Below are 22914 nucleotides of genomic sequence, written 5' to 3' on the forward strand. Positions count from 1 at the left end.
GACGGGGTCAGCGGACCTCGGTCCCGTCCTGCCGGTCGGCACCGGCGTCGTGGGCGTCGAGGTGCACCCGGGCGGTCTCGGCTATCCGCTCGGGGTGCCGCCGTATCAGCACCAGCAGCACCAGCACACCCACCGCGAGCCACGCGCCGACGACCGGACCGGCGTAGGACACCGGAGCCGTCAGTTCCGTGACGAAGTCGAACACCGGCAGGCCGGCGGCCGTCAGCAGGGCCGGGACGAACGCGGCGCTGCCCAGCACCGGGAACAGCAGGTGCCGTACCGGCTTCAAAGACGCCCGGCGGGACCGCAGGAAATAGCCGGCGCAGGAGAGATTCACGACGATGTAGACACCGACGACGACCGTGACGATCACCGTGGCGAGCAGCAGATACGCCGTCACCGGGTCGTAGCCGAGGCCGAGGCCCAAGACCGCGCCGACCGCCACGACGGTCTGTACGGCGATGCCCGCGACGGGGGAGCGGTGCCGGGGATGCAGCGTGGCGAGCACGCCGGGCAGGACGCGGACGCGGGCCAGGGCGAAGGCTGTGCGGGTGGAGACGTTCGCGCAGGCGTTGGCGTTCGCGATCGTGGAGTTGACCACCGCGAGGAACAGCAGCACCCAGAAGAGACCGAACGAGGCCCGGGCGACGCCCTCCCAGGACGCCTCACCCGATGCGCCGAACGCCGCGAAGCGGTCGGGACCGAAGTAGACGGTCATCGCGTAGGTCGTGAGCACGTAGAACAGGCCGATGCCCAGGGCCGCCCCGAGGACCGCGCGGTGCATCGTCCGCCGCGGGTCGCGGGTCTCCTCGGCGAGCGGCGCGGCCGCCTCGAACCCGGCGAACGCCAGCACCGTGTACACGGACCCGGCGAACACCCCGGAGATCCCCGCGTACCCGTCGGCGGTGTGGGACGTGCCGAACACCGACAGCGTGTTGGCGCTGCCGGCCCCGCTGATGAGCAGCACCGCGAACACCAGGAGGACGAGGATCTCGAAGACGCCGAGGACGGTGCCGAAACGGGCCGAGGCGCGGACGCCGAGATAACCGGCACATGCGATCACCACGGCTCCCGCCAGCGCCCACGGCCACCACAGGTCCGCCGGGTACGCGGACCACTCCGCGTGCAGCGTGCCCGCCGCTGTGAAGCCCAGTTGCAGGAGCAGCAGTGGCGGCACCAGCATCTCCACGAAGACGTAGGCCCAGCCGACGAGGAAACCGGCGGCCGGGTGCAGGCCTCGCGCCGCGTAGGTCGCCACCGAGCCCGCGGCGGGCAGCTCCCGGGCCAGCTCGGCCACGCACGAGGCGGTGAACAGGCAGGCCACCAAGGCGATCAGCACCGACAGCGGCAGGCTGCCGCCCGCGAAGACGGCACCGGACGGGATCGACGCGGCCACCGCGGCGGCCGGAGCCATCGCCGTGACGCTCTGGAACAGGACGTCGCGCAAGCCGATGGCGTCACGCCGCAGCGTCCCGGCCGTCTTCCCGTGCATGTGCGCTCCCGATGCGTCTGTCAGCTGCCGTCCGTCGGCCCGAGCATGTCTCCGCTTCCGCCGGCCTGCCGCACGGAGGTGACGACCCGTCGGCTGGCCTCGCGTGAATCACGGTACGGCGCGGGGTGGTTGGGCAGAAGGGTCCGCCACGGTTCGGTGGACAACCCGCCGCCTGTGGATAACTCGGCCACCCGATCGGGTGCGGCCGGGACCGCCGGCAGGCCGAAGTCACGGGCTCGACCGGCGACGCGCCCGGCCTGCGGATACGGCGAGGCAACAGGCCGCGCCCCCATCCTGCGGTACACCGGCGAGCAGGCCACGCGCTCTCCTGCGGGCCCTCCGGGCAACGGCCCACGCGGGCATCAGCCCGCACGCGGACTCCCGGGCAACGGCCCACGCGGCGGCGAGTGCCGTGACTTCCGCAGCCCCACGCGCGTCAGCCCGCACGAGGCAGACGGCGGCCCCGGGCCGTCGGGTCCCGCAGGCCGAGCGGCCCCCGGCCGCGCGGCCGGTCCCGGTCCGCGCCCGGCGTCAGGACCGTTCCGCCACCACCGCCGGATCGTCCAGCACCGCGCGGACGACCGAGTGCGCGGCGCCCAGCAGCGGGCCCTGCGGACCCAGCGGCGACACCGTCACCGGGCAGGCCGGGCCCGCCGTACGTCCCGTCAGCTCCGTTTCCAGCGCCGGCAGCAGCCAGGGCGAGAGATCCGCCAGGGCCCCGCCGAGGACCACGGTCTCGGGATCGAGCAGATTCACCGCCCCGGTCAAGGCGATACCCAGGGCCGTGCCGGCGTCCCGCAGGGCGGCCCGGACACCCTCGTCGCCGGCCCCGGCGCGCTCCGCGAGCAGGCCCACCAGGTCCTCGCGGGGCTCCAGCCCGGCCGCGCGCCGTACCGCTTCCTCACCCGCGTACTGCTCCAGGCACCCCCGGCTGCCGCATGGGCAGGGAGGCCCGTCGGGCCGTACCGGCACATGGCCCAGCTCGCCCGCGAATCCCCGCTTCCCGCGCAGCAGCCGGCCGTCCACGACGACCGCGGCACCGATGCCGATCTCGGCCGACACGTGCAGGAAGTCACCGGGCGTCCCGGCACCGAGCCACAGCTCGGCCAGCGCGCCGAAATTGGCCTCGTTGTCCACGGACAGCGGCCAGCCACCGGGCAGCAGGGCACCGAGGTCGGTGTCGTGCCAGTCGAGGTTCGGGGCCCGTACGACCGTCCGCCCGTCCCTGGCCACCAGTCCGGGCACGGCGACCGCGAGCCCGGCGGGCCAGAGTTCCGCCCGCTCGGCTTCCGCCACCACCTGGTGGATCAGCGTCGTCAGCTCCTCGGTCACCGGCTCCGGTGCCCGGCCCCGGTTGCCGCCGCGCCGGACCGCCCGCGCGCGGACCTCGCCGCGCAGGTCGACCGCGCACACCGCGAGGTGGTCGACACCGATCTCGGCCCCGATCCCGGCGGGGCCCCGGCCGCTGACCGCGAGCGCCGACCCGGGCCGGCCCACCCGGCCGGGTCGCTCGGGGCCCAGTTCCTCCAGCAGGCCCCAGCGGACCAGCTCGTCCACCAGCGTCGACACCGCCGCCCGCGTCAGACCGATCCGCGAGGCGACCGCCGCCCGCGACAGCGACCCTTCCGCGCTGACGGCGTGCATCACCCGGGCGAGGTTGCGCCGGCGCATGCCCTGCTGGGTGTCCGGCAGGGCGCGCCCTGTGCCCGGCGGGCGCGCCTCGTGCAGCGGTGCGGTCATGCCTGCGTCAATCCTCGCTGTCTGCCGCCCGGCTGTGGGCGGGCGGCCTGGTCAGTCGGTCTCGGGCCGCCGTTCCAGCAGCGGGGCCGCGTCGGAGAGTACCCCGGTGATCCTCTCCAGCGTCGACCGGTCCCGCTCCACGGCCTCCAGCACCGGTCCCGCGGCCGTGTTCCAGCGACGGGCCACCGCCGCGGGGTCCTCGCCGGTCAGCAGCCCGGCCGCCTGCGCCGCCGCGCCCAGGGCGACCAGTTCCCTGGCCTGCGGGATCTGCACGGGGCGCCCGGAGAGCCGGCGCACGGTCTGCTGCCAGGCGGTGCCGCGTGCCCCGCCGCCGATCAGGAGCAGCGGGGTGTCGCGGTCGGCGTCCGAGTCGAGCACCAGGTCGAGGGCCCCGAGCAACGCGTGCACCGCGCCGTCGTAGGCCGCCTGCAGCAGCTGGCCGGCCGTGGTGTCGTGGCGCAGCCCGTGCAGCAGTCCGGAGGCGTGCGGCAGGTTGGGGGTGCGCTCGCCGTCCAGGTACGGCAGCAGGGTCACCGAGCCGCCGGACTCGACCGCCTCGCGGTCCAGGCCCAGCAGTGCCGCGACCCGGTCCACCGCCAGGGTGCAGTTCAGGGTGCAGGCGAGGGGCAGCCAGTCCCCGCGCGCGTCGGCGAAGCCCGCCACCGTGCCGGTCGGGTCGGCGGGGCGGCGCTCGGAGACGGTGTAGACCGTGCCGGAGGTGCCGAGGCTCAGCACCGGCGTGCCGGGCCGCAGGCCGAGGCCCAGGGCCGCCGCGGCGTTGTCACCGGTGCCGGGGGCCACCAGCGTGCCTTTGGAGAACGGCAGGTCGTGACTGTCGCGCACGGTGCCGACCACCTCGCCGGGGCGCACGACCCGGGGCAGCAGCGCCGGGTCCAGGCCGATGTGCGCCAGGGTCTCCTCGTCGTACGCCTCGGTGCCGGACGCCCACCACCCGGTGCCGGAGGCGTCGCCGCGGTCGGTCGTGCCCTGCCCGGTCAGGCGCTCGGTGAGGTAGTCGTGGGGGAGCCGGACGGCCCGGGTCGCGCGGACCGCCTCCGGCTCGTGCTCGGCGAGCCACGCCCATTTCGTCGCCGTGAAGGAGGCGCCGGGCACGCTGCCGGTGCGTTCGGCCCATGCCTTCGGGCCGCCCAGCTCCTCGACGAGACGGCGGGCCTGCGGGGCGGAGCGGACGTCGTTCCACAGCAGGGCCGGACGCACCGGCTCACCGTGTTCGTCCAGTGTGACCAAGCCGTGCTGCTGGCCGCCGACCGAGACCGCCGCCGCCTCGTGCGCCGCCTCGCCGCACTGGGCGAGCGCCGTGCGCAGCGCGTCCCACCACTGGCGCGGGTCGCTCTCCCGGCCGGCCCCGTTGGTCACGGTGTGCGGCGCTTGGCCGCTGGCCACGATCCGCCCGGTCGCCACGTCGACGACCAGTGCCTTCGTGGACTGGGTGGACGTGTCCACTCCGACGACGAGCGGACCCTCGGCTGCTGACATCGGGCTCTCCCTCTTCCGCGGCTCCGCGGGTTCTGCGGTGGGTGATGAAGACATCCGGCTGGCGAAAGACATGTTGTCTCTTCCCAGCGGTGTGTGCGCATACTAATTTGTAAACGGCCATGACGAAATACTCGTACGCAGCAAGGAGCCGCACCATGAGCTACCAGCCCACCCCCGAGGACAGGTTCACCTTCGGACTGTGGACCGTCGGCTGGCAGGGCAGGGACCCGTTCGGCGACGCCACCCGTCCCGCCCTCGACCCGGTCGAGACGGTGCAGCGTCTGGCGGAACTCGGTGCCCACGGAGTGACCTTCCACGACGACGACCTGATCCCCTTCGGGTCTTCGGACACCGAGCGGGAGTCGCACATCAAGCGGTTCCGGCAGGCCCTGGACGCCACCGGCATGACCGTCCCGATGGCCACCACGAACCTCTTCACGCACCCCGTCTTCAAGGACGGCGCGTTCACCGCCAACGATCGCGACGTGCGGCGGTACGCCCTCCGCAAGACCATCCGCAACATCGACCTGGCGGCCGAACTGGGCGCGAAGACGTACGTCGCGTGGGGCGGCCGCGAGGGCGCCGAGTCCGGGGCCGCCAAGGACGTGCGCGTCGCCCTGGACCGCATGAAGGAAGCCTTCGACCTGCTCGGCGAGTACGTCACCTCGCAGGGCTACGACCTCCGCTTCGCGATCGAGCCCAAGCCGAACGAGCCCCGCGGCGACATCCTGCTGCCCACCGTCGGCCACGCGCTGGCCTTCATCGAGCGCCTGGAGCGGCCCGAGCTGTACGGCGTCAACCCGGAGGTCGGCCACGAGCAGATGGCCGGCCTGAACTTCCCGCACGGCATCGCGCAGGCCCTGTGGGCGGGCAAGCTCTTCCACATCGACCTCAACGGCCAGTCCGGCATCAAGTACGACCAGGACCTGCGGTTCGGCGCCGGTGACCTGCGGTCCGCCTTCTGGCTGGTCGACCTCCTGGAGAGCGCCGGTTACGAAGGACCCCGCCACTTCGACTTCAAGCCGCCGCGGACCGAGGACATCGACGGCGTGTGGGCGTCGGCCGCGGGCTGCATGCGCAACTACCTCATCCTCAAGGAGCGCGCCGCCGCCTTCCGCGCCGACCCGGAGGTGCAGGAGGCGCTGCGCGCGTCGCGGCTGGACGAGCTGGCCCAGCCGACCGCGGCCGACGGTGTGCAGGAGCTGCTCGCCGACCGGACGGCCTTCGAGGAGTTCGACGTGGAGGCGGTCGCCGCGCGCGGCATGGCCTTCGAACGGCTCGACCAGCTGGCGATGGACCACCTGCTGGGAGCGCGGGGCTGACGCCCACGCGCGCGTACCGGCGACCGCCCCGGCAAAAGGGGCGGTCGCGGAGAGACGCGGGGCCGCCCGCGACACCGCGGGCGGCCCCGCGCCCGTCACAGCCAAGGAACCGCGAACCTCCGACGGCCGGGGGAGAGCCACTAGGGGTGCGTCTCAGGGATACCTCAGGGACGGAGAGCGGAACCGCCGGGAGGAGGAGGTCGTTCTCCGGAGCAGAGGGCGGCGGTGGCCGCGAAGGAGGCGACACTCATGTCGAAGAACGCGAAGATCGCCGCAGGTGGCGTGGCAGCCGGGCTGATCCTGCTGATACGGCTGCCCTGGTAGGCGGCGTTCCTGATCATGGTCGGCGTGCCCGTACCCGTGCCCGTGCCCGTGCCCGTACCCGTGCCCGTGCCCGAGCACCGGGCCCGGCCGGCCGGGGACGCGCTGCTGTGCGGGGAGCGGGCCGAGGGAGCCGGGTGGTGCCGCCCGGCCGCAGAGCGTCACAGCGGACGTACGGCCATCTTGTCGAGCGACTCCAGCAGGCCCGGCAGCTCGGGGCCCCGGCCCACCGGCAGGACCTCGCCAGGCTCGTCGTCGAGCAGGACGAACGCGATGTCGTCGGTGCGGGCCACGAGCGACCAGCCGGGACCGTCGGCGCGCAGCGTGCGGGCGTCGCCCGGGGCGAACGACGAGCGCACCCTGCCCGGCGGCGGTGGCGAGTCGACGTAGGCACGCGCCTCCGCGAGCGCCCGGCGGACACCCGCGTGGCCGCCGGTCCTGGCGCCCTCCTCGCCGTCCCGTGCGGACTGCGCGGGGGTCGACCGCTCGCCGGGCGCGGGCAAGTCGGCGTCGTCGATCTGTTCCCGCCACACGGCCCACCGCAGCGCGATCTCGTCGGCGCCCAGACGGCGCTGGGCCGGCCCCCAGGAGCCGGTGTCCGGCGGGCTCAGCGCCGGCCGGTCAGCCGCCTCGGCGGGGGGATCGTGCGGTGCGGGCACGCCGGGCGCGGCGACGGCGACGGCCAGGGGCCATCCCGGCAGGGCGGTCACGACCGCGCGTTCGTCCGGGGACAGCTCGTATTCCATGCCGCAGTCCCAGGACGCGATCGCCACGGCGACCAGCGAGACGTCGTCGATGACGACCGTCCATCGAGCGCCGTTCCCGTCCTGCCCCAGCACCAGGCCGTACCCGTCGGCGAGCGGAGGCAGATCCAGCGCCGCGCACGCCTGAGGGTAGTCGTCGCCCAGCACGCTCGGGAACTGTGCCGGCGTCAGCAGTACCGCCGTCAGCACATACAGCGCGTCGTCCGCGGCGGCGACGGCCATATCGTCCGTCCCGGCCATCCCAGCCTCCCCAGTGGTTCGTCCGTCGGCGCGCACCCTAGTGCGAGCGGAAGCCGGTTGTCACGGCTCCGGGCGCCAGGCGGAGCTGCGGGTTTCCGCCTGGACAGGGGCGAAACGACCACGTGTACGCAAGGGGGTTCCGTTCAGTTTGCGGGCAAGCCGAGGAGATCGCGGGCCACCGCGCCAGGCGACTCGTCACGCTCCCGGGCCAGTGCGACGACCGCCCGGCAGGCCAGCTCGCTCACCCCGAAGGACAGTGCCTCCGGCGACACCCAGGCCGCCGCCTCCTCGGCCCGGTCCTCGTCGTCCTCCACGCGAGCGGCCACATAGACGGCCGCCGCCTCGAACAAGTTGTGCGCGCGCTGCCGCGGGACGTCCGCCGGCCGCGGTTGCGTGGGCGCGCGGAACCTGCCGGTGTACCTGCGGATCGCGTCGAACACGTGGACCACCCTCTCCCCGAACGAGTCAGGACTGATCGCTCATCTGGTGCTTCACAACGTAGAGTTGGAGTTCCGGCGGCAGAAGGGGGCGACGCGGTGAAGCGGTTCGAACAGCTGGGGCGGATCCGTCGGCTGGACCCGGTGGCGGACGCGCTGGAGATCCACCGGATCAGCGTCACCCTGGAGTTCCCCTGGGACTACACGCGCGCCTTGGAACTCGCCCTGTACCGCACCTACGCGGTGCCGAGCATCGGCCGCCTGCTCGCACGGACGGCGGAGCTGACCGAGCGCACGCAGAAGCGCTACGACGACACGGCGCTCCTCCTCGACACCGTGCTGGAGCACGGTTTCGCCGCGGAGCAGGGGCGTACGGCGATCCGCCGCATCAACCAGATGCACCGCAGCTACGACATCAGCGACGACGACATGCGGTACGTGCTGAGCACGTTCGTGGTGGTGCCCAGGCGCTGGATCGACACCTACGGCTGGCGGCGGCTGTCCCGGCACGAGATCATCGCCGGCACCGAGTACTACCGCACCCTCGGCCGGCACATGGGCATCCCGGACATCCCCCGGACCTACGAGGAGTTCGAAGCCCTCCTCGACTCCTATGAAGAGACCCACTTCGGCTGGGACGAGGAAGCCCGGCGCGTCTCCGACGCCACGCTCGGCCTGATGGCCTCCTGGTATCCCCGGCCCCTGGCCCCGCTGCTGCGCACGGCCACCCTCGCCCTGCTCGACGAGCCGCTGCTGCGCGCCTTCCGCTATTCCCGACCCGGCCCGACGGCCACCGCGCTGGTGCGCCGGGCCGTATGGACGCGCGGCCGGCTGGTCCGGCTTCTGCCGCCGCGCCGCACTCCGCACTTCGCGCGTCAGAACTGGGAGATCAAGGGCTACCCCGACGGCTACCGCGTGGCCGACCTGGGCACCCGCCCGGTCCCCGGACTGCGCGGCTGCCCGGTGCGGCACCGGGACACCTCAGCGGCCGACCCCGTCGAGTGAGGCGAGAGTGTCGCGCAGCCAGGCCAGTTCGGCCCGGCTCGTGGCCCGCGCGATGGTGAGGACACCCCGGCGGAAGGGGTCGTCCAGTTCTTCGGCGCTCAGCGGTCGGTCGCCGTCGTAGAAGAAGCTCGCCGGTTCCTCCAGGAAGGCCAGCCGGCGTCGCAGCACGGCCGACTGTGCGCCGGGGTCCGCCAAGTGCCGCAGGAACGCGAGCAGCGTGAACCAGTGGTTCTCGTCGGTGATCTCCCGCTGGGCCGGCTCGGCGAGCCGGCGCATCAGCTCGCGCCCGCCCTCCTCGGTCAGCCTCAGCACATGGCGCGGCGCGGCGACGGCACCGGGCTCGGTGGACCGTACCAGCAGGCCCGCCTTCTCCAGCCGCTTGATCGCCGGGTACAAGGTGCTCTCGGCGACCGGACGCACATGTCCGGTGAGCGCGGCGATCTGACGGCGCAGGACGTACCCGTGCAGCGGCGCGTCGTACAGGAATCCCAGGATGGCGAGTTCGAGCATGGCCGCATTCTTACGCAGGAGTACATCGCGGCATCAATACCGCCTTGGCGGTATACCTCGTAGTCGATGTATGGTGAGGCGTCGTCGAAACACTGGGAGGGGTGCATGCGGCAGGCCGCGTTCGACAGCGAGGGAAGCCATATCCGGTGGACGGACGTGCCCGGCGCGGAGCCCGCCCGGGTGTACCTGCACGGACTCGGGTCGATGTCCGCCGTCTACCACGCCCACATCGCGGCCCGTCCCGAACTCGTCGGCAGACGCGGCCTGTTCATCGACCTGCCGGGCCACGGCACGAGCGACCGGCCCCAGGACTTCGGCTACACCCTGGACGACCATGCCCACGCGGTCGCGGTCGCACTGGACGCGGCCGGAGTCACGGGCGCCGAACTGGTCGCGCACAGCATGGGCGGCTCCGTCGCCATCGTCCTCGCCCACCGGCGGCCCGACCTCGTCTCCCGGCTGGTTCTGACGGAGGCCAATCTGGACGCCTTCCCACCGTCGAGCGCCGCCAGCAGCGCGATCGCCGCCTATGACGAGGAGGAGTTCGTCGCGAAGGGGCACGCGCGCGTGCTCGGCGCCGTCGGCCCGCTGTGGGCGGCCACCATGCGGCTGACCGACCCGCGTGCCCTGCACCGCAGCGCCGTCGGCCTGTGCCAGGGCTCCAGCCCCGTGATGCGTACGCTCCTTGAGGCACTGCCCGTCGACCGCGTCTTCCTCCAGGGCGAGCGCAGCGGTGAGGTCTCGGGTCGGCAGAGCCTGGAAGCCGCCGGGGTGCGCGTGGTGACGGTGCCCGGCGCCGGGCACAACGTCATGTTCGACAACCCCGACGCCTTCGTGGCAGCCATCGCCGCAACGGCCTGATTCCGGCGAGTGGCGGTCAGTCCTCGCGGACCGCGAGCGCGAGGAAGCGGGCGTCCTCGTCCACGTACGACGTCATGCGCCAGCCAGAACGTGCCAGCAGCGGGCGGAGGTTGGCCTCGGCCCGCAGGTCGTCGGGAGTGATCCGGCGGCCCTGCCGCGCCGCCAGGGCCGCACGACCGATCGGATGGAAGAGCGCGAGCGTGCCGCCCCGCCGCACGCCGCGGGCCAGTTCCCGCAGGTTGTCCACCGGATGCGGCAGGTGGGCGATCAGGCCGGCCGCGAACACGGCGTCCAGGCAGCCGGACCGCAGCGGCAGCGCGGCGATGTCCGCGAGGAGCAGGCTCCCCTCGCGGTGCCGGTCGGCCCGCACGGCGGCCTGGAGCATCGCCGGGGTCAGATCGGCCCCCAGCACCATGCCCGAAGGGCCGACGGCGGCCCGCAGGGGCGGCAGGGCCCGTCCCGTGCCGCAGCCCGCGTCCAGGACGCGGTCTCCCTCGCGCAACCCGAGGTCGGCTACGGCGGCGGTGTACGCAGGGCCGTCATCCGGGAACCGGTCGTCCCAGCCGGCGGCCCGGGCGGTGAAGAACTCCTGGACATGGGTGTGTTCGTCGCTCATGCTCCGCATGATTCCGCACCGCCACCCGGCCGTCGCCGGCGCCGTCACGGTCGCGACGACAACCGCACGCTCCCGCGGCTCAGGCCGCGAGGTCCCGTACCGCCACCACGTTGTCGAGGGTGACGCGGACGAGGAGTTCTCCCGGTACGCCGTTGCGGGCGCCGTACTCCTCGGCCTGGTCCTCGCCGACGTACCGGGCGGCGATCCGGGTGGCCCACTGGCGGAGTTCGGCCAGATCGTCCGACAGCTCGGCGTGGCCGTTCAGCACCACGAAATGGAACGGCGGGCGGTCGTCGTCCACGCACAGGGCGACCCGGCCGTCACGGGTCAGATTGCGCCCCTTCACGGTGTCCTTGCCGGTGGTGAGCACCAGCTCGTCCCCGTCCAGGACGAACCAGACGGGCGCCACATGGGGTCTTCCATCAGCGCGAACGGTCGACAGCTTGCCGGTGCGGGTGCCGTCGGAGACGAACGCCCGCCATTCCTCATCGGTCATCTTCTCTGCCATGCGTCCATCCTGCTTGCCCGCGCGCCGGTCGTGGGGAAGGCTGGCGGAGAGTTCCTCCAGCCAGGGGGAGACATCACACGGGGAGAGGGACATGGCGCAGAACCAGGGCCTCGGCTGGCTCCTGGACGATCTGACCGAGCGGGTGGACCACGTCCGCCACGCGCTGGTCCTGTCGAACGACGGGCTGGTCACCGCGGCGAGCACGGGCCTACGCCGCGAGGACGCCGAGCATCTGGCCGCCGTGGCGTCCGGACTGCACAGCCTGGCCAAGGGCTCGGGACGTCACTTCGGCGCGGGCAGGGTGCGCCAGACGATGATCGAATACGACGATGCCGTGCTGTTCGTGACCGCGGCCGGCACCGGCAGCTGTCTGTGCCTGCTCAGCGGGGCGGAGGCGGACATCGGCCAGATCGCCTACGAGATGACCCTGCTCGTGAACCGGGTCGGCGAACACCTGGGGATCGATGCCAGGCAACCCGAGCGAACTCGGAAAGCGGGCGCCTGACCTGCGGGTTTTCTCACCCCCGTGGAGTTATCCACAGGCTCGCCACGATGTGCCGCGAACCGGCTACGGTGAGTGCACGGCGAACGCACCGGGCGTGAGCCAAGGACTCCACGGGGGAGTAGGACCATGTTGGCCAGCCTTTTCGACCCCACCCGCACCAGCACCTGCGCGCCGGGCCATGCCGCCCGCGAACTGGGACTCAGGCGAGGCGAATTCGACCGCGCCGTGCAGCTCGGCATCATCCTGACGGTGCCCGACGAGGGCGGGGGAGGCGGCCGGCGGGTGGCACGCGCGGAGATCGAGCGCCTTCGCGCCCAGGACGGTTTCCCCGAGTCCCTCCTGAACCGGGTGCGGGTGGTGGGGACGGCGGAGGGGGCCGCCCTCATGGACATCCCGGCCGGCAGGTTCACCCGGCTCGCCCGCCTCGGCCTGTTCGTGCCCGTCACGTTCTACCTCAACCGCTACCGAGCCGTGGTCTGGCTCTACCTGGCGGAGGAGCTCCACCAGTTCGCGACCGGCACCGAGAACGCACACCTGCTCAAGGGGCGTACGCCCGAGACGCTGCGCGGCCAGCTGACGACGGGCGTGGATCTGCGGGCGCGCAACTGGCGCGGACGCCACCTGGGATTCCTGCTCCGTCAGGCCGGGGACCCCTGGGCCCGGGCCGGGGCCGTGGCCGCGTTCCTCCCACCCGTTGAGGTCGCCGACATCGTCAGGGACCCGTACGAGCGGGCGTACCTGAACGCGTTCCGGCCCACGCCGCCGGGGCACGGTCTTGTCGGAACACCCTCCGCGCACCCCGCCGAGCAGATCACGACGGCCCGGGACGCGGACGAGATCGACTGGCTGCGCAGCGAACTGGCACGCACGGTCGACGAGGCCCGCGGTGCCGCCCCCGCCCCGCGCCCGGCCGCCCGCCGCGTCCCGGCCGCGATCCGTACGGCATCACGGCCCGTCCCGATCCCGCCGATGGCCCGCACGGTGACCGGTCCCACGGAAGCGACGACGCTCCCCGAGCCGGCGACGTCAGCCTCGGGACCGAAAGCCTCGGCCCCGGACCCGACGTCACGGCCCACGGAACCCTCCGCACGGCATTCCGAGCCGCCGGCCAGGCCTTCGGAGCCGGCCGGGACACGGACCGAGCCGCCGACGCGGCCCATCGGCTCGCGTGGGCCGGGCGCCGGTCCGGTCGTGCGCACGACGGTGCCGACCGCCCGCCGGGGCCGCGGGCCGACGGGCCCGGCACAGCCCGCTCCGCAGCGGTCGCCCCGCGGCCTGCGGGCCTGGCTCCGGCGGAGAAGCCCACAGCGCACAGGGCCCGCACGGGTCTGACAGCCGGACGCGGGGCCCTGGCCCCGGAGGGCTACAGCGCCCGGAAGAGACCTTCCTGGACGACCGACACGAGCAGCCGTCCCTCCAGGTCGTAGATGCGCCCGCGGGCCAGCCCGCGCCCGCCTATCGCGATCGGGGACTCCTGGTCGTAAAGGAACCACTCGTCCGCGCGGAAGGGCCGGTGGAACCACATGGCGTGGTCCAGCGAGGCCAAGTCGAAGTTGCGCGGCCCCCACAGCGGCTCCACCGGGATACGGACCGCGTCCAGGAGGGTCATGTCGCTGGCGTAGGTCAGCGCGCAGGTGTGCACCAAGGGGTCGTCGCCGAGCGGTCCCACCGCGCGCATCCACACGGCGCTGCGCGGCTCGGCTCCCTCGATCTCCTCGGCGTGCCAGCGCAGCCGGTCGACATAGCGGATGTCGAAGGGCTGGCGGCGCGCCATCCGCTCCAGCTGCTCCGGCAGCGTGCCCAGATGCTTGCGGATCTCCTCCGAGACCGTCGGCAGCGACTCCGGGTGCGGCACCTCGCGGGCCGGCGGCAGCTGGTGCTCGAAAGGTCCTTCCTCAGGCTTGTGAAAGGAGGCGGTCAGATTGAAGATCGTGCGGCCCTGCTGCACGGCCGTGACCCGGCGCGTCGTGAAGGAGCGCCCGTCGCGGACCCGCTCCACCTGGTACACGATCGGCACGCCAGGCCGTCCCGGGCGCAGGAAGTACGCGTGCAGTGAGTGCACCGGGCGGTCACCTTCCGTGGTGCGGCCGGCGGCGACCAGCGCCTGGCCGGCCACCTGGCCGCCGAAGACCCGCTGGAGGGACTCCTGCGGGCTACGGCCACGGAAGATGTTGACCTCTATCTGCTCCAGGTCGAGCAGGTCGACCAGTCTCTCGGCCGGATTCGTCATCGATGGGTTTCTCCTTGGCTTGGCCCTGGCCGTGAACGTCTCACAGCTGGCCGACGTCGGTGACGCGGACGATCGCACGGCCCTCGGCGTCGGAGGCCGCGAGGTCGACCTCCGCGCTGATGCCCCAGTCGTGGTCGCCACTCGGGTCGTCGAAGATCTGGCGGACGCGCCAGAGGCCGTTCTCCGGCTCCTCCTTGATGACAAGGAGCTTCGGACCGCGGGCGTCGGGCCCGGTGCCGAGGTCGTCGTACTCGTCCCAGTACTTGTCCATCGCCTCGCCCCAGGCGTCGGCGTCCCAGCCGGACTCGGCGTCCAGCTCGCCCAGTTCCCCGACCTGGTCCAGGGCGGCCAGCTCCACGCGGCGGAACATGGCGTTGCGGACGAGGACGCGGAAGGCGCGGGCGTTGGTCGTGACCGGCTTGACCTCGTCGGCCTTCTCCTGGGCCTCCTCGGCGGTCATCTCCTCGGGGTTGGCGAGCTGCTCCCATTCGTCCAGCAGGCTGGAGTCCACCTGGCGCACCATCTCGCCCAGCCACTCGATCAGATCCTGCAGGTCCTCGGACTTCAGGTCGTCCGGGATGGTGTGGTCCAGCGTCTTGTAGGCGCTGGCGAGGTAGCGCAGCACGATGCCCTCGGTGCGGGCCAGCTCGTAGAAGGACACCAGCTCCGTGAAGGACATCGCCCGCTCGTACATGTCCCGCACCACCGACTTGGGCGACAGCGGGTGGTCGCCGACCCACGGGTGGCTCTTGCGGTAGGTGTCGTAGGCGTGGAAGAGCAGTTCCTCCAGCGGCTTCGGGTAGGAGATGTCCTGGAGGCGCTCCATGCGCTCCTCGTACTCGACACCGTCCGCCTTCATCGCGGCCACCGCCTCGCCGCGCGCCTTGTTCTGCTGGGCGACGAGGATCTGCCGCGGGTCGTCCAGCGTGGACTCGACCACGGAGACCATGTCCAGGGCGTAGGACGGCGACTCGGGATCGAGGAGTTCGAACGCGGCCAGGGCGAACGTGGACAGCGGCTGGTTCAGCGCGAAGTCCTGCTGGAGGTCCACCGTGAGCCGGACGATACGGCCCTCGGCGTCGGGCTTGTCGAGCTTCTCCACGATCCCGCCGTCGAGCAACGAGCGGTAGATCGCGATGGCCCGGCGGATGTGCCGCAGCTGCTGCTTGCGCGGCTCGTGGTTGTCCTCCAGGAGGTGGCGCATCGCCTCGAAGGCGTTGCCGGGACGGGCGATCACCGACAACAGCATCGTGTGCGTCACCCGGAAGCGCGAGGACAGTGGCTCCGGTTCCGACTCGATCAGCTTCTGGAAGGTGTTCTCCGTCCAGCCGACAAAACCTTCCGGTGCCTTCTTGCGCACCACCTTGCGCCGCTTCTTCGGGTCGTCGCCCGCCTTCGCCAGCGCCTTCTCGTTCTCGATGACGTGCTCCGGCGCCTGCGCGACCACGAGCCCCGCGGTGTCGAAGCCGGCCCGCCCGGCCCGGCCCGCGATCTGGTGGAACTCACGGGCCCGCAGGGTGCGCACCCGGCTGCCGTCGTACTTGGTCAGCGCCGTGAACAGCACCGTGCGGATGGGCACGTTGACGCCGACGCCGAGCGTGTCGGTGCCGCAGATGACCTTCAGCAGTCCGGCCTGGGCGAGTTTCTCCACCAGGCGGCGGTACTTGGGCAGCATGCCGGCGTGATGGACACCGATGCCGTGCCGCACGTAACGGGAGAGGTTGCGGCCGAACTTGGTGGTGAAGCGGAAGTTGCCGATCAACTCGGCGATCTGGTCCTTCTCCTCCCGCGAGCACATGTTGATACTCATCAGGGCCTGCGCCCGCTCCACGGCCTGCGCCTGCGTGAAGTGGACGATGTACACCGGGGCCTGCTTGCTCTCCAGCAGGTCGGTGAGCGTCTCGGTGAGCGGGGTCAGCTTGTACTCGTAGGACAGGGGCACCGGGCGGGTCGCCGAGCGGACCACCGAAGTGGGGCGGCCGGTACGGCGGGCGAGATCCTTCTCGAAGAAGGACACATCGCCCAGAGTGGCCGACATCAGGATGAACTGCGCCTGGGGGAGTTCCAGCAGCGGGATCTGCCAGGCCCAGCCGCGGTCGCCCTCGGAGTAGAAGTGGAACTCGTCCATGACGACCTGGCCGACGTCCGCGCCTCTGCCGTCGCGCAGCGCGATCGACGCCAGCACCTCGGCGGTGCAGCAGATGACGGGCGCGTCGGCGTTCACGGAGGCGTCACCGGTGAGCATGCCCACGTTCTCGGTGCCGAAGAGCTTGCACAGCTCGAAGAACTTCTCCGACACCAGGGCCTTGATCGGAGCCGTGTAGAAGGTGACCTCGTCCCGGGCCAGCGCGGCGAAGTGCGCGCCCGCGGCGATCATGCTCTTGCCGGAGCCGGTGGGCGTCGACACGATCACGTTCGCACCGGAGACCACCTCGATCAGCGCCTCCTCCTGGTGGGGATAGAGGGTGAGACCGCGCTCCTGGGCCCAGGACTCGAAGGCCTCGTACAGGGCGTCGGGGTCGGCGGTCGGCGGCAGCTGATCGATGAGGGTCACGCCCCCATCTTGCCTGGCCCACCGCCCGAGCGGGGAATCGGCTGCGAGGACGAAGATCACGGAAGCTACGCTGTGTCACCGGCGGGGCGTCGGCGCACCGGGTCAACTGGACAGCGGCACACGAGGAATGGGGCGGGAAGCGGCCATGATGGGACCAGCACACTCATTGTCGGGGGCCGCGGCCTGGCTGGGCGTGGGAGCCGCCACGGCGGCGGCCGGGCATCCGATGCCCTGGCCGGTCCTCCTCTGCGGCGCGCTGATCTGCGCCGGCGCCGCGCTCGCACCGGACCTCGACCACAAGGCGGCCACCATCTCGCGGGCCTTCGGGCCGATCTCCCGCGCGATCTGCGAGATCGTGGACAAGCTGTCGTACGCCGTCTACAAGGCGACGAGGAAACAGGGCGACCCGCGCCGCTCCGGGGGACACCGCACGCTGACGCACACCTGGGTGTGGGCGGTCCTGATCGGCGCCGGCAGTTCCGCCGTGGCGGTCGTCGGGGACCGCTGGGGGGTGCTGGCGATCCTCTTCGTGCACATGGTGCTCGCGATCGAAGGGCTGCTGTGGCGGGCGTCGCGCGGTTCCAGCAGCGATGTCCTGGTCTGGCTGCTGGCGGCGACCAGCGCGTGGATACTGGCGGGAGTGCTGGACAAGCCGGGCCATGGTTCCGACTGGCTGTTCACCGCGCCGGGGCAGGAGTACGTGTGGCTGGGGCTGCCGATCGTGCTGGGCGCGCTGGTGCACGACATCGGGGACGCGCTGACCGTCTCCGGCTGCCCGATCCTGTGGCCGATCCCGGTGGGGCGCAAGCGCTGGTACCCGGTGGGCCCGCCGAAGGTGATGCGGTTCCGGGCGGGCAGCTGGATCGAGCTGAAGGTGCTCATGCCGGTGTTCATGCTGCTCGGGGGAGTGGGCTGTGCGGCGGCCCTCAACGTGATCTGACCGAGTCGGCGGCACCGGCCTGCGGCCGGACGGAGCCGGAGGCGTGTCGTGATCAGACGGAGTGGTCCGGCTCAGGTCGGCTCGCTCGCGTCCGCCGTGCCGTAGCGACGCTCGAAGCGGGCGATGCGGCCCTCGGTGTCGACCGTGCGGGCCTTGCCCGTGTGGAAGGGGTGGCTCTCCGAGGAGATCTCCACGTCGATCACCGGGTAGGTCCGGCCGTCGTCCCACTCGATGGTCTGCTCGTTCCGCGCGGTGGACCTGGTCAGGAAGGCGTATCCGGCGGCGCGGTCACGGAAGACCACGGGGTGGTAGTCGGGGTGCTTGTCCTGCTGCATGGCGGCTCCTCGGTACGGGAGGTCGGGACGGAGGCGTCCGGACGGTCCGGTTCAGCCGGGGAGGGAGTCCTCGTCGACGATGTGCACCGCGGCCTCCTCGGCGGAGGCGGCGGCCCCGTCGATGCCGACGTCGGTGGCGACGAGCGCGGCCTCCTCGTCCTCGTGCACGCCCTCGTCCGGCGCCACCAGCCGGCCGGACCGGAAGTTGCCGACCTCGTTGTCGAGGGGTTCCCCGTCGGTGCCTTCGCAGTCCCCGATACCGTCGCTGTCGGGTGCGGACGCGTCGGGCAGTTCCTCGGCGAGCCGCTGGTCGAGGGTTTCGCCCGCCCGGCGTTCGGCCGCCGTCACGCCGATGTGTTCGACCGCCCACGGTCGCTCGGGAGGGGACCAGCCGCGGTCGAGGGGGTCGTCGACGCCGTCGAAGTCCAGTGTGTCCTCGACGTCGAGCACTCCCGAGTCCTCCCGGATCTCCGAGGGATCGGGCTGGTAGACGTCGTCCCCCCAACCGTCGGCGCTGTCCACGACTACCTCCAGTGGGTGAGGACGGCCGGATGCCGCCCCAGCGGGCGGTGGGCCGTCGGCACGCGCGGCACGGGCATGGCACGCCGTGAACCGGCTGGTCCCCGGGCGCGCTCCGAACCGCTGCCGCTTTCCAGCCTTCCACCCCGGATCGGCACCGCGCAACGGCACGGGTCCGGGCACGGGTGCGTATCCGCGCGGCGGGGCCGGGCGCGGCGTGCCGGGCGCCGGAGCGGGGCCGGCGGAGGGTTTCGCGGTCCGGCTTTCTCAGGGCGTCGGAGTACGGCAGAGGGGAGTCTTCGCGGTCCGGCCTTCGCCGGGTGGCGCAGTGTGGCAGGCGGACGCTCTCGCCGCGGGGTTCTCCCGGGCACGGTGGCCGGTGCGCGGTCCATGCTCGGGCTACGAGGCACAGCGGCAGGGACGCTTTCCGTGCCGGTGAGGCGGGGGACGGAGCCAGGCGCACCGTCCGTGCCCGTGACGCAGCCGTCCGCCTCCGCCCCCGGCTTCACGAAAACGGCTCCCGCCGTCTCCGTCGGCGCGTCCGCCCCCAGGCCTCACGGGACCGGCCCCCGCCGTACCACCGGCGATCCCGTCCCCGGCCTCACGGAACCGCCCCTCGCCGTCACCACCGGCGTCCCCGTCCCCGGTCTCAGGCGGTCGGCACCCGCCGGTTCCGGCCCCGACCGACCGGCCGCCACGGTCCCCACCCGCGCCTCAGCCCCCGGCCAACCGGCGCCCGCAGGCCCGCGCGCCCGTGCCCCCGGGCGGCACTCACCCGTGCCAGGAGCGCCAGAGCGCCGCGTAGGCCCCCTCCGCCGCGACCAGTTCCTCGTGGCTGCCCAGCTCGCTGATCCGGCCGTTCTCCACGACGGCGATCACGTCGGCGTCGTGGGCGGTGTGCAGCCGGTGGGCGATGGCCACCACGGTGCGGCCGTCGAGGACCCGTGCCAGGGAGCGTTCCAGATGGCGGGCCGCGCGCGGGTCGAGCAGCGAGGTCGCCTCGTCCAGGACCAGGGTGTGCGGGTCGGCCAGCACCAGCCGGGCCAGCGCGATCTGCTGGGCCTGCGCCGGAGTCAGGCCGAGGCCGCCGGAGCCGACCTCGGTGTCCAGTCCGTCGTCCAGGGCCCGTGCCCAGCCGTCCGCGTCGACCGCGCCGAGGGCCGCCCACAGTTCGGCGTCCGTGGCGTCGGTGCGGGCCAGCAGGAGGTTGTCGCGCAAGGAGCCCACGAAGACGTGGTGCTCCTGGTTGACCAGGGCGACATGCGCGCGGACGCGTTCGGCGGGCATCCGGGACAGCTCCGCGCCGCCGAGGGTGATCCTGCCGTTCCGGGGCGCGTAGATACCGGCGAGCAGCCGGCCCAGGGTGGACTTGCCCGCACCGGAGGGACCGACCAGGGCCAGCCGGGTGCCCGGAGCGACCCGCAGGGAGACCTCGCGCAGCACGTCGACGCCCTCGCGGTAGCCGAAGCGCACCCGGTCGGCGTCCATCACCCGTCCCTCGGGGGCCAGTGCCGCGTCCCCGGCGGCCGGCTCGATGTCCCGCACACCGACCAGGCGGCCCAGCGAGACCTGGGCGACCTGCACCTCGTCGTACCAGCGCAGGATCAGGTTCACCGGGTCGACCAGCATCTGCGCGATGAGGGCGCCGGTGGTCAGCTGGCCTACTCCTATCCAGCCCCGCAGCACGAACACACCGCCGACCATCAGGACCGAGCCGAGCACGAGGAGGTGGACGGTGTTGATGACCGGGAACAGCACGGAGCGGAGCCAGAGGGTGTACCTCTCCCACGCGGTCCACTCGGCGATACGCTGCTCCGACAGGGCCACGCGGCGGGCGCCGAGGCGGTGTGCCTCGATGGTGTGGCCCGCGTCCACGGTCTCGGCGAGCGCGGCGGCGACGGCGGTGTACCCGGCGGCCTCCGAGCGGTAGCCGGACGGCGCCCGCTTGAAGTACCAGCGGCAGCCGATCACCAGGACCGGCACGGCGAGCAGCACGGCGGCGGCCAGCGGCGGGGCCGTCACGACCAGCCCGCCGAGCAGCAGCAGGGCCCACACGACACCGATGGCCAGCTGCGGCACGGCCTCGCGCATCGCGTTGGCCAGCCGGTCGATGTCGGTGGTGATACGGGAGAGCAGGTCACCGGTGCCCGCCCGCTCCAGCACGCCCGGCGGCAGCCCGACGGACCGGACGAGGAAGTCCTCGCGCAGGTCGGCCAGCATCCGCTCGCCGAGCATCGCGCCCCGCAGCCGTACCTGCCGGACGAACAGGGCCTGCACGGCGAGCGCGAGCACGAACAGTCCGGCCGTCAGTCCCAGGTGCAGCTCCCGGGCCCCGTCCGACACCCGTTCGACCAGGCCGCCGAGCAGGTACGGCCCGGCCATGGAGGCGACGACGGCCACCGTGTTCACGGTGATGAGCAGCAGGAAGGCCCGGCGGTGCCGGCGGAACAGCTCGGTGACGTAGGCGCGCACGGTCGCGGCGGCGCCGACGGGCAGGGTGGTGGCGGTCGTCGGGGCCGCCGGGTCGTAGGCAGGCGGTGCGACGCCGATCATGCGCTCTCCTCGATCTCTTCCAGCTCCTGGAGCGCGTCCAGCAGCAGGCCGTCGTCGCCGGCGGCCGGTTCCTCGTCGGTCTCCCGGGTCACCACGGCCCGGTACCGGGGCTCGACGTCGATCAGCTCGCGGTGCGGGCCGACCGCCACGACCCGGCCCTCGTGGACCAGGACGACCTGGTCCGCGCGGTCCAGCAGCAGCGGTGAGGAGGTGAACACCACGGTCGTCCGTCCCGACCGCAGGCGGCGCAGCCCGTCAGCGATCCGGGCCTCCGTGTGCGAGTCGACCGCGGAGGTCGGCTCGTCCAGCACCAGCACCTCCGGGTCGGTGATCAGCGACCTGGCAAGGGCCAGCCGCTGGCGCTGGCCGCCGGACAGCGACCGGCCGCGCTCGGTGATCCGGGCGTCCATCGGATCGGCGGCGTCCGGCGAACCCTGCGTCAGCGCGTCCAGCACGTCCTCGCACTGCGCCGCGGCGAGCGCGTCCGCGGCCCGCACGGCACCGGAGGCGGGCACGTCGAGCAGCTCGCGCAGCGTGCCGGACAGCAGCACCGGATCCTTGTCCTGGACGAGGACGGCGGTGCGGGCGCTGTCGAGGGGCAGTTCGTCCAGGGGCACCCCGCCGAGCAGTACCGACCGGTCCGGCTCCGACGGATGGCCGCCGAGCCGCTCGGCCAGCCTGCCTGACGCGTCCGGGTCGCCGCACACCACGGCGGTGAACCGCCCGGCGGGAACGAGCAGGCCGGTCACGGGGTCGTGCAGGTCGCCGCCCGGCACCTCGGCCGCGCGGGTGCCGTCGGTGGCCGTGGACCGCTCCAGCGCCAGCACACGCGCGGCGCGCTTGGCCGACGGGCGGGAGAAGGAGTACGCCATGGCGATCTCCTCGAAGTGCCGCAGCGGGTAGTTGAGGATCATGACCGCGCTGTAGACGGTGACGAGTTCGCCGACGCCGATCCGGCCCTCGCGGGCCAGGTCGATGCCGCGCCAGACGACGGCGATCAGCAGCAGTCCGGGCAGCAGCACCTGGACGGCGGAGATCAGCGACCACATCCGGGCGCTGCGCACGGCGGCGTGCCGTACCTCCTGGGAGGCCCGGCGGTAGCGGTCCAGGAACAGTTCCTCGCCGCCGATGCCGCGCAGCACCCGCAGGCCCGCGACGGTGTCCGAGGCCAGCTCGGTGGCCCGGCCCGCCTTCTCGCGCTGCACGTCGGCGCGGCGGGTCGCCCGGGGCAGCAGCGGCAGCACCGCGAGCGCCACGACGGGCAGGCCCACGGCCACGACCACGCCGAGCGCGGGCTCGTACACGACCAGGGTGACGCCGACGATCACCACCGTCACCGCGGCGGCGGTGAAGCGGGAGACGGCCTCGACGAACCAGCCGATCTTCTCCACGTCACCCGTGGACACGGACACCACTTCGCCCGCGGCCACCCGTCGGGTCAGGGCGGAGCCCAGGTGGGCGGCCTTGCGTGCCAGGAGTTGCTGGACGCGGGCGGCCGCGGTGATCCAGTTGGTGACGGCTGCGCGGTGCAGGAAGGTGTCGCCGACGGCGAGTCCCGCTCCGCACAGCGCCAGCAGACCTCCCGTCAGCGCGAGCCGGGTGCCGGAGCGGTCGACGGCCGCCTGCACGGCGAGACCGACGCAGAACGGCAGGGCGGCGACGGAGACGAAATGGAGCAGGCCCCAGGCGAGCGACTTCAGCTGCCCGCCCAGCTGGTTGCGCCAGAGCCACCACAGAAATCGGGGACCCGAGCGTGCGTCGGGCACGCCCGGATCGGGATACGGAAGGTCTTGGATCTGCATGACGTCCCAGTGGCTCGTGTCAGGGCAGGGCAGCGAAACGCCGCGATGAAGCGGCAACAAGCCGTGAAAGGTTGACGTCCTGCAGTGGTGAATTTCAAACAGTTTTTCCCGACGGCCCGTGAAATCGGCCGCGTTCCGGCCGGGGCACCGCTCTCCGGCAGCC

General features: G+C 72.8%; 19 protein-coding genes and 1 pseudogene. 6 read left to right on the forward strand and 14 right to left on the reverse strand.

All coding sequences use genetic code 11. The features are described 5' to 3' along the window. Positions 1–7 precede the first annotated feature (7 nt). The 3 genes from SCK26_RS31920 to xylB all read right to left on the reverse strand — a co-directional run bounded on the left by SCK26_RS31920 (position 8) and on the right by xylB (position 4729). Positions 8–1492 (reverse strand): APC family permease, encoded by a 1485-nt coding sequence (locus tag SCK26_RS31920; RefSeq protein ID WP_318204810.1) that lies wholly within the window; start codon positions 1490–1492, stop codon positions 8–10. 531 nt (positions 1493–2023) lie between these two features. After that, the gene (locus SCK26_RS31925) at positions 2024–3232 is read right to left on the reverse strand and encodes an ROK family transcriptional regulator (protein ID WP_318204811.1); all 1209 of its coding nucleotides are present in this window, start codon (positions 3230–3232) and stop codon (positions 2024–2026) included. A gap of 51 nt (positions 3233–3283) precedes the next feature. Next, on the reverse strand, positions 3284–4729 hold the full coding sequence (gene xylB / locus SCK26_RS31930; RefSeq protein ID WP_318204812.1) for a xylulokinase: 1446 nt from the start codon (positions 4727–4729) through the stop codon (positions 3284–3286). A gap of 155 nt (positions 4730–4884) precedes the next feature. Here xylB and xylA point away from each other — a divergent pair, with 155 nt between their 5' ends. Then, a complete protein-coding gene (xylA, locus tag SCK26_RS31935) occupies positions 4885–6051 on the forward strand; it encodes a xylose isomerase (protein ID WP_318204813.1) in 1167 nt (388 codons plus the stop codon). Between the two features lie 482 nt (positions 6052–6533). Here xylA and SCK26_RS31940 read toward each other — a convergent pair whose 3' ends face one another. Continuing rightward, positions 6534–7376: a hypothetical protein gene (locus tag SCK26_RS31940; RefSeq protein WP_318204814.1), complete on the reverse strand. Its 843-nt coding sequence runs from the start codon at positions 7374–7376 to the stop codon at positions 6534–6536. A gap of 143 nt (positions 7377–7519) precedes the next feature. Then, a complete protein-coding gene (locus SCK26_RS31945) occupies positions 7520–7816 on the reverse strand; it encodes a hypothetical protein (protein WP_318204815.1) in 297 nt (98 codons plus the stop codon). Positions 7817–7912: 96 nt separating this feature from the next. Here SCK26_RS31945 and SCK26_RS31950 point away from each other — a divergent pair, with 96 nt between their 5' ends. Continuing rightward, the gene (locus tag SCK26_RS31950) at positions 7913–8818 is read left to right on the forward strand and encodes an oxygenase MpaB family protein (RefSeq protein WP_318204816.1); all 906 of its coding nucleotides are present in this window, start codon (positions 7913–7915) and stop codon (positions 8816–8818) included. Here the strand turns inward: SCK26_RS31950 and SCK26_RS31955 are convergent. Further along, positions 8795–9328, reverse strand: coding sequence for a PadR family transcriptional regulator (locus SCK26_RS31955; RefSeq protein WP_318204817.1), 534 nt, complete (start codon positions 9326–9328; stop codon positions 8795–8797). The two genes, SCK26_RS31950 and SCK26_RS31955, sit on opposite strands and share 24 nt — an antisense overlap. A 105-nt stretch (positions 9329–9433) precedes the next feature. Between SCK26_RS31955 and SCK26_RS31960 the strand changes: the two genes are divergently transcribed. After that, a complete protein-coding gene (locus tag SCK26_RS31960; protein ID WP_318204818.1) occupies positions 9434–10189 on the forward strand; it encodes an alpha/beta hydrolase in 756 nt (251 codons plus the stop codon). Between the two features lie 16 nt (positions 10190–10205). On the opposite strand, the gene SCK26_RS31965 is transcribed toward SCK26_RS31960, so the two are convergent. Both SCK26_RS31965 and SCK26_RS31970 read right to left on the reverse strand, forming a co-directional pair. Continuing rightward, positions 10206–10805, reverse strand: coding sequence for a class I SAM-dependent methyltransferase (locus tag SCK26_RS31965; protein WP_318204819.1), 600 nt, complete (start codon positions 10803–10805; stop codon positions 10206–10208). A gap of 79 nt (positions 10806–10884) precedes the next feature. Beyond that, entirely contained in the window at positions 10885–11313 is a 429-nt protein-coding gene (locus SCK26_RS31970) for a PPOX class F420-dependent oxidoreductase (protein WP_318204820.1), read from the reverse strand. Positions 11314–11404: 91 nt separating this feature from the next. Here SCK26_RS31970 and SCK26_RS31975 point away from each other — a divergent pair, with 91 nt between their 5' ends. Together SCK26_RS31975 and SCK26_RS31980 are read left to right on the forward strand one after the other, a co-directional pair. Continuing rightward, a complete protein-coding gene (locus tag SCK26_RS31975) occupies positions 11405–11818 on the forward strand; it encodes a roadblock/LC7 domain-containing protein (RefSeq protein WP_318204821.1) in 414 nt (137 codons plus the stop codon). Between the two features lie 126 nt (positions 11819–11944). Beyond that, a pseudogene (locus SCK26_RS31980) lies at positions 11945–12841 on the forward strand (DUF6397 family protein); the annotation flags it as partial. Positions 12842–13181: 340 nt separating this feature from the next. Here the strand turns inward: SCK26_RS31980 and SCK26_RS31985 are convergent. Together SCK26_RS31985 and SCK26_RS31990 are read right to left on the reverse strand one after the other, a co-directional pair. Further along, on the reverse strand, positions 13182–14048 hold the full coding sequence (locus tag SCK26_RS31985; protein ID WP_318204822.1) for an acyl-CoA thioesterase: 867 nt from the start codon (positions 14046–14048) through the stop codon (positions 13182–13184). A gap of 40 nt (positions 14049–14088) precedes the next feature. Next, on the reverse strand, positions 14089–16602 hold the full coding sequence (locus SCK26_RS31990; RefSeq protein WP_318204823.1) for a DEAD/DEAH box helicase: 2514 nt from the start codon (positions 16600–16602) through the stop codon (positions 14089–14091). Positions 16603–16747: 145 nt separating this feature from the next. Between SCK26_RS31990 and SCK26_RS31995 the strand changes: the two genes are divergently transcribed. Continuing rightward, positions 16748–17542 (forward strand): metal-dependent hydrolase, encoded by a 795-nt coding sequence (locus SCK26_RS31995; protein WP_318204824.1) that lies wholly within the window; start codon positions 16748–16750, stop codon positions 17540–17542. A 71-nt stretch (positions 17543–17613) separates the two neighbouring features. Here the strand turns inward: SCK26_RS31995 and SCK26_RS32000 are convergent, their stop codons facing one another. The 4 genes from SCK26_RS32000 to SCK26_RS32015 all read right to left on the reverse strand — a co-directional run bounded on the left by SCK26_RS32000 (position 17614) and on the right by SCK26_RS32015 (position 22751). Continuing rightward, positions 17614–17877, reverse strand: coding sequence for a type B 50S ribosomal protein L31 (locus SCK26_RS32000; protein ID WP_318204825.1), 264 nt, complete (start codon positions 17875–17877; stop codon positions 17614–17616). A gap of 51 nt (positions 17878–17928) precedes the next feature. Continuing rightward, positions 17929–18399 carry a DUF5709 domain-containing protein gene (locus tag SCK26_RS32005; protein ID WP_318204826.1) on the reverse strand — a complete coding sequence of 157 codons (471 nt, stop codon included), beginning with the start codon at positions 18397–18399 and terminating at the stop codon, positions 17929–17931. Between the two features lie 768 nt (positions 18400–19167). Then, the gene (locus tag SCK26_RS32010; RefSeq protein WP_318204827.1) at positions 19168–20949 is read right to left on the reverse strand and encodes an ABC transporter ATP-binding protein; all 1782 of its coding nucleotides are present in this window, start codon (positions 20947–20949) and stop codon (positions 19168–19170) included. After that, positions 20946–22751: an ABC transporter ATP-binding protein gene (locus SCK26_RS32015; RefSeq protein WP_318204828.1), complete on the reverse strand. Its 1806-nt coding sequence runs from the start codon at positions 22749–22751 to the stop codon at positions 20946–20948. The genes SCK26_RS32010 and SCK26_RS32015 overlap by 4 nt, the downstream gene beginning before the upstream one ends. Positions 22752–22914: the final 163 nt, after the last annotated feature.

The organism is Streptomyces sp. SCL15-4 (assembly GCF_033366695.1).
In the GTDB taxonomy this organism is placed as follows: domain Bacteria; phylum Actinomycetota; class Actinomycetes; order Streptomycetales; family Streptomycetaceae; genus Streptomyces.